We start from the raw sequence: 6,117 nt of genomic DNA on the forward strand, positions 1-6,117 counted from the left end.
GCCCAGCACCTCGCGCCGGCGACGGCTGCTCACCAGCTTGTCCTGCTCAAGGTGAGCCAGCCTGGCCTTGAGCTCGGTCTGCTTCTCCCTGGCCATCCGCAACGCGGCCACCGCCTCCTCGAGCTGGCTGGCGGCATGCAACAGCCGCTGTTGCCATTCGCCTTCGACCTCGGCGATGACGCGCCCTCCCAGACAGGCCTCGCGGCTGGCGAGCAACCCCTGGCGCTGCAACTCGGCCTCTTTGTAGTCGCGCTCCAGCTTGTGCAGCAGCTCGTTCTGGCTCTGCACCCGTGCCTCCTGCGCGCTCACGCCCGGCGTCAGGCTCGCAAGTTCACTGCCCAACTGCTCCCACTCGCGCTGTCCCTGCAAATAGGCCTCGCAGGTCTGCTGCCATTCGAGCCACTGCCGGCTGCCGAGCCACTGACGCCAGGGTTCGGCTCCCATCTGTTCATCGAGTCGCGCTTCCCCCTGCACCAGGCGCTGGCGCAGCGCGACCTCCTGCTCGGCCAGCGCTTTTAGCTCGGCCTCCCACGCGATCTTCTGCCGCTCGGCCTCCTGCCACTGCTGTTCGAACTGCTGATGACGGGCCGTCAACTGGGTCAGCTGATTGCGCAGCCCCATCAACATCTGCTGGCCTTGCTGGGCCTGTTGCAGCTGTCGCTGTCCGGCCACCAGACCCAGCTCCAGAGTCTCTCCCTGTGCCAAGAGATGGGCCAGCAGATCTGCCCACTCCGCCGGACTCTGACGTAGGGGCAGCCCGTGCCCCAACAGGGTATTGCCGCCCAGTTGCAACCAGCGCTGGGTCAGCTGTTCGGATCTCGCCTCAAGCTCCGGCTGGCGCTGTTGGCGGGCGGCAAGCTGACGGGCCAGTTCAACCCGTTCGCTCTCCCCCTGAATATATTGGTGATTGAGCCGCTCCCACTCGAGCTCCAGCTGACGGGCTCGATCGGCCAGCTGGGCCAGTATGCCAGCCACCTGCGGCTGGCTCTGGCGATAGGGGTGCTCCTCGGCGCCGCAGAGCGGGCAGGGGGAGCCATCGCTCAGCACGTGACGATACTGCTCGAAGCTGGCCACGGCGCGGGCCTGCTCCAGGGCATGGCGCGCCTCGCCACGCTGGGTGGCAAGCCGTTCCAGCGCCGGCACCAGCTCATCGCGCTGACCGACCAGCCGGTGCAGATGTTGCTCGAGCAGCGCCATCTCTTGCAACAAGCGCTCCTGTTGCTCGCTGTGATTGCGGCCCGCCTCCGCCAGCTCCAGCAGTTGCCGCACCCGCGCCAGCTGCTCGGTCTGGGCCTGCCGCTGCTCCTGCGCCTTGGCAACCTGACCATCCCACTCCTGCGCCTGCAACTGATCATGCTGCTGTTGCAGCCGTGTGCGCTCCTGCTGCCAGCCGTCCCGCTCCTGCTGACCCTGCTCCAGCCGGCTGTTGAGATCGCGCAGGGCATGGCCCTTGTGCTCACGGCTCTGCTGCAAATGTTGCAGCTGATCCCGACCCTCTGCCCAATCCTGCATGGCCGCCAGCAAGGGTTGCCACTGCCGCGCCAGCGGCGCCAGCGCCTTGCGCTCATCCAGCCAGCGTGCCCATTGCTGGCGCCGTGTCTCGAGTGCCTGCACCCGGCTCGCCTGCTCTTGCCACTCCTGCTGCAGTGCCAGTTGCAAGGTACGCGCCTGCGCCCCCTGCTGCTGGACGTCCTGCAACTGGCTGCCCTTCTCCCTGATGCGGGTATCGAGCTCCTGCGCCCGCTTGAGCTCGGGTTGCAGCGCTCCCCATTCACGCTCGGCGGCTATCTTGTCGGCCAGCAGGTGCTGCTCGCGCAGCGCGACCTGCTGCTGCGCCAGTTCAACCTGTGCCAATTCAGGCCCCAACTGGCCGATAAGCTGCTCCTGCTGCTGCACCTCCAGGGTAAGACGCGCCAGCTCGTCGTGATCGGCGCGTGCCACCTGGGCCTGCTCGGCGCGGGTAAACTCCTCCCGCTCGGGAGCGGCCAGGGCATGAGCCGCTTCTGCGGCAGCCAGTGCCGCCTGCCCCTCCTGACAGGCCAGCAACTGGGCGGCGATGCGATTGTTGAGATCACGCAAGTCCTGCAACAGCTGGCGTTGCTGCTGCTCGTGCTTGAGACCGGTGGAGCAGCCCAACTGCCGGGCGACCCACTGCTCGCGGGTCGCCTCGTCCATGAGTGCCACGTCGCCGAGCCGTTGCCCGATGGCGGCCAATTTTTGCTGCTCCTCCCGCGCCCGCTCATGGGTCTGGATGGAGATAACGGAGTAAAGCTCGGTACCGGTCATGCGTTCAAGCAGGGCGGAGCGCTCGTCGGCACTCGCCTTGAGAAACGCGGCAAACTCCCCCTGAGGCAGGATCACGGCGCGGCGAAATTGCTCCCAGGAGAGCCCCACCAGCTCGTCGATGCGATCCTGCAGCTCCCGCTTGCTGCCGGAGAAAACCTGCCCGCTCGCCACGTCGGTCAGGCTGCGCTCCTGGGCCTGAAAGCGCCCCTCCGAACGATTACGGGCCCGGCGCACCGCCCAGCGCGCCAGCCAGATCCGGCCGTCGCAGCCGCGAAACTGCACCTCGGCACAGCCGCTGGCGTGGCCACGGCTGAGGATGCCGCGCACGTCATTGGCCTTGAGCTTCTCCTCGTCATCCGCTCGGCCCACCTCGGCCACGTGCTTGCGATTGGCGATGAAGCGCGGCATCTCGTCGTACAGCGCCAGACAGATGGCATCGAGCAGGGTGCTCTTGCCCGCGCCCGTGTTGCCGGTGATGGCAAACAGACCGGCGGCGCCAAGCGCCCCCTTGGTAAAGTCGATGGTGAAGAGCCCGGTCAGACTGGCCAGGTTTTCACCCCGAAGGGAGAGGATCTTCATATGCCGGACTCCTTCACCTGTTGCAATATCTCTTCAAACGAGGCCACCAGCTCGGCCTCGGGTTCACCGTCAAACTGACGCTGATAGCAGAGCCTGAACACCTCTGTGGGGGAGAGCTCATCCAGCCTGCGCTGATGGGAGCCATCGGCCAGCCCCTGCCCGGATCCCAGATAACGGGTGCTGATGCGAGCCAGACGCACGGGTTTGCCCACCAGCGCTGCCAGAATGCGCTCGCGGATGCGGGCCTCGGGTCTGGGCAACAATAGTCGCACTTCGAGGAAGGGCTGGGCTTCTTGTTGGCAAGCGGGTAGCGTCAGCGCCTCGATGGCCTGGAGCGCCCCCTCCAGTTCGCTCTCGGGCAGCCGGATCATCTCCACCGCGCGGGGTACCGGGATCCGCTCCAACCCGGCCAGTTTCCCCCCCGCAAAGGTCACTTCCAGCACCTGATGGTTATAGTTGGCCTCAGCGAGCGAGAGCGGCAACGGCGAACCGCTGTAGTGCACCCCTTCGGCCGGGCTCTGGGCCAGATGCAGGTGCCCGAGCGCCGTGTAGTCGGCAGCGGCGAAGATGTCGGCTGGCAGGGCATGCTGGTTACCGCCGAGCACCCGCCGCTCGGAGAGCTCGGAGAGCTGGCCCGCCGCCAGATAGGCGTGGCCCATGGCGATCAGCGCCTGATCGGGCTCGCAGCGCGCCCGCCCGGCACTCAACACCTCCTCATAGACCTGCCGTACCCCTTCAATCAGCCTGTCCTGCCCCTCTGCCAGTTGCTCGACCCTCAGATCGCTGCTGCGCAGGAACGGCACAGCGGCGCACCAGGCGGCTATCTTGCCTTCCCTGTCTTGCAGCGGCACCAGCAGGCGGTCGGTCTCAAGCTTGCCATCACTATCCCGGCTGATGCTGCCCACCAGATGCAGGTCAAAGGCCCGCAGCAGCTCGTGGGGCGCATCCAGCTTGGAGGGTGAGTCGTGATTGCCGCCGATCAGCACCATGTTGAGGCGGGGCATCTCGGCCCGCAGTCTCGCCAGGAAGCGATAGAGCTGCTGCCAGGCGCTCGCGGGGGGATTGGCGGTATCGAACAGATCGCCCGCCACCAGCAGGGCGTCGATCTGACGCTGCTTGAGGGTGTCGCTCAACCAGTCGAGAAAAACGTCGTGTTCAAAGCGGCGTTCATGACCATGGAGTTGGTGGCCAAGGTGCCAGTCGGCGGTATGCAGGATCTTCATGAGAATGCGGCTCGAAATGGGGGAGAGGTGCCCACGGCACCCAATGGAGACAAGATGAGGATACGCCACCCTTTTTTCAAGCAAAACAGGCCGGTGGCGTCAGATCAGGCGGACTCGCAGCACATCTTGTACTGGGGATGACCGGTGAGGGGATCGAACTCCTCCCTCTCTATCACGAAGCCTCGGCGGCGGTAGAAGCGCACCGCCTGTTCGTTCTCCACAAACACCCGCGCATGCAGCCTGGCCCCCTGTAACTTGGCCTCCTGCAACAGGGCGTGGCCGACGCCGCGCCCCTGGCGGTCAGGACGCACAAACAGGGCCGCGAGGTAATCATCCGCCAGTGCCATGAAGCCGAGCAGCTCACCGCGCTCCTCGAAGACCCAGATACGGGCCCGGTCGAGATAACGGGTGCGCAGATCTTCCTGGGCCTGCCACCAGCAGGAGGCATCAACGAAATCGTGGGCCTGCAGGGAGGCCAGCAACCAGATTTCGACGATCTCATCCATGTCCTCGGACCGACTCGGCCTCAACATATTTGCATCCTTGTTAACAATCTGAACACTCGCAGTCTAGGAGAGTTTGATGACAGGATTGGGGCGAATATGACTCCCTGTGAACTCGATCGCCCTTTATTTAGCGAGAATGATTGGCTGATCACAAAGCGCCTCTCTAGTACAATGCCCGCCGGACAATCTATGAGACCGAGGACGCCATGTGGTTTAAAAACCTGCAGATTTATCGCTTTACCCGCCCCTTTGACCTGACAGTGGATCAGCTGGAAACCCAGCTCGAGGCCTGCGCCTTCACCCCTTGTGGCAGTCAGGACATCTCCCGGTTCGGTTGGGTCAAGCCCCTTGGCAAATTCGGCTCGACCCTGACCCACTCTGCCTCCGGCCACATCCTGCTCTGCGCCCGCAAGGAAGATAAGATGCTGCCGGGTTCCGTGGTCAAGGAGATGCTGGCGGAGAAGGTAGAAGCGATCGAATTCGAGCAGGGCCGCGCCCTCAAAAAGAAAGAGAAGGAAGCGCTGAAGGAGGAGATACTCCACACCCTGCTGCCCCGTGCCTTCAGTCGTACCAGCCAGACCTTCGCCTGGATCAATCCGGCCGACAATCTGATGGTGGTGGACGCAGGCTCCGCCAAGAAGGCGGACGATCTGCTGGCGCTGCTGCGCAAAAGCATCGGTACCCTGCCGGTGGTGCCGGTGGCCCTCAAGAACCCGCCCGAGATCACCATGACCGAGTGGCTGAGCGAGGGTAATCTGCCCGCCGCCTTCGCGCTGGAAGATGAAGCCGAGCTGCGCAGTGCCATGGAGCACGGCGGCATCATTCGCTGCAAGCAGCAGGATCTGATGACGGATGAAATCAAGAACCATTTGGCCAATGACAAGCTGGTGACCAAGCTGGCCCTCAACTGGGGCGAGACCCTGAGCTTCGTGCTGGGGGACGACCTCTCCATCAAGCGCCTGAAATTCAGCGAAGAGCTGCGCGAGCAGAACGACGACGTCACCAGCGAAGATCCCGCCGCCCGTCTGGATGCGGATTTCGCCCTGGTGACCGCCGAACTGGCCCAGTTCATCCCGGCGCTGTTTGCCGCCCTGGGTGGCGAAGAACAGTCCATCTAAGCTCGCTTGCATGGGTCACTGGCAACGGCCATGAACATTGTAAAAACTGCCTTCGGGCAGTTTTTTTGTTTCTACTGTGGGTAACCTCTATTGATAGATGAGTAAGGTATTGATCCTGTTCAATAACTTGAGCAACCAGCGCCAATCGTGACATAGTCCCCCCTCGCGCTCATAAAACAGACAAGGAGAGTGTCATGTTGCTCAAACCCCTGGGCCTCGCCGTTGCCCTCGCCCTGCTGGCCGGTTGTGCCAGTGACAAAGGCTTTCACTATGCCCCGCCTCCCCAAACCCTGATCGCCCCGGAAGCCGCCAGCGGCTGGGCCGACAAACAGGGCTGGCAGGGCAATAACTTCATGGTGGCGGCTGCCAACCCGCTGGCGGTGGATGCGGGCTACCAGATCATCC

4 protein-coding genes and 1 pseudogene are annotated in these 6,117 nt (G+C 64.0%); 2 read left to right on the forward strand and 3 right to left on the reverse strand.

Annotated features, from left to right (window positions below; genetic code table 11):
• The 3 genes from AAC083_RS14515 to AAC083_RS14525 all read right to left on the reverse strand — a co-directional run.
• Positions 1–2,865 (reverse strand): AAA family ATPase (locus AAC083_RS14515; RefSeq protein ID WP_108536980.1); only part of this gene is annotated, 2,865 nt, incomplete at its 3' end.
• Entirely contained in the window at positions 2,862–4,088 is a 1,227-nt protein-coding gene (locus tag AAC083_RS14520; protein WP_108536981.1) for an exonuclease SbcCD subunit D C-terminal domain-containing protein, read from the reverse strand. The genes AAC083_RS14515 and AAC083_RS14520, both read right to left, overlap by 4 nt.
• A gap of 104 nt (positions 4,089–4,192) precedes the next feature.
• Positions 4,193–4,621: a GNAT family N-acetyltransferase gene (locus tag AAC083_RS14525; protein WP_042036331.1), complete on the reverse strand. Its 429-nt coding sequence runs from the start codon at positions 4,619–4,621 to the stop codon at positions 4,193–4,195.
• 179 nt (positions 4,622–4,800) lie between these two features.
• On the opposite strand from AAC083_RS14525, the gene rdgC reads away from it, so the two are divergent.
• Both rdgC and AAC083_RS14535 read left to right on the forward strand, forming a co-directional pair.
• On the forward strand, positions 4,801–5,712 hold the full coding sequence (gene rdgC / locus AAC083_RS14530; RefSeq protein ID WP_108536982.1) for a recombination-associated protein RdgC: 912 nt from the start codon (positions 4,801–4,803) through the stop codon (positions 5,710–5,712).
• A 194-nt stretch (positions 5,713–5,906) separates the two neighbouring features.
• Positions 5,907–6,117 (forward strand): annotated as a pseudogene (locus AAC083_RS14535) (gamma-glutamyltransferase); the annotation flags it as partial.

This window comes from Aeromonas sp. HMWF014 (assembly GCF_963878295.1).
GTDB classification, from domain to species: Bacteria; Pseudomonadota; Gammaproteobacteria; order Enterobacterales; family Aeromonadaceae; genus Aeromonas; species Aeromonas popoffii.

What these genes read in the sequence shown, in the direction of transcription:
- AAC083_RS14520 (WP_108536981.1), bottom strand. Translation starts at nt 4,088, where the DNA reads ATGAAGATCCTGCATACCGCCGACTGGCACCTTGGCCACCAACTCCAT.
- AAC083_RS14525 (WP_042036331.1), bottom strand. Translation starts at nt 4,621, where the DNA reads ATGTTGAGGCCGAGTCGGTCCGAGGACATGGATGAGATCGTCGAAATC.
- rdgC (WP_108536982.1), top strand. Translation starts at nt 4,801, where the DNA reads ATGTGGTTTAAAAACCTGCAGATTTATCGCTTTACCCGCCCCTTTGAC.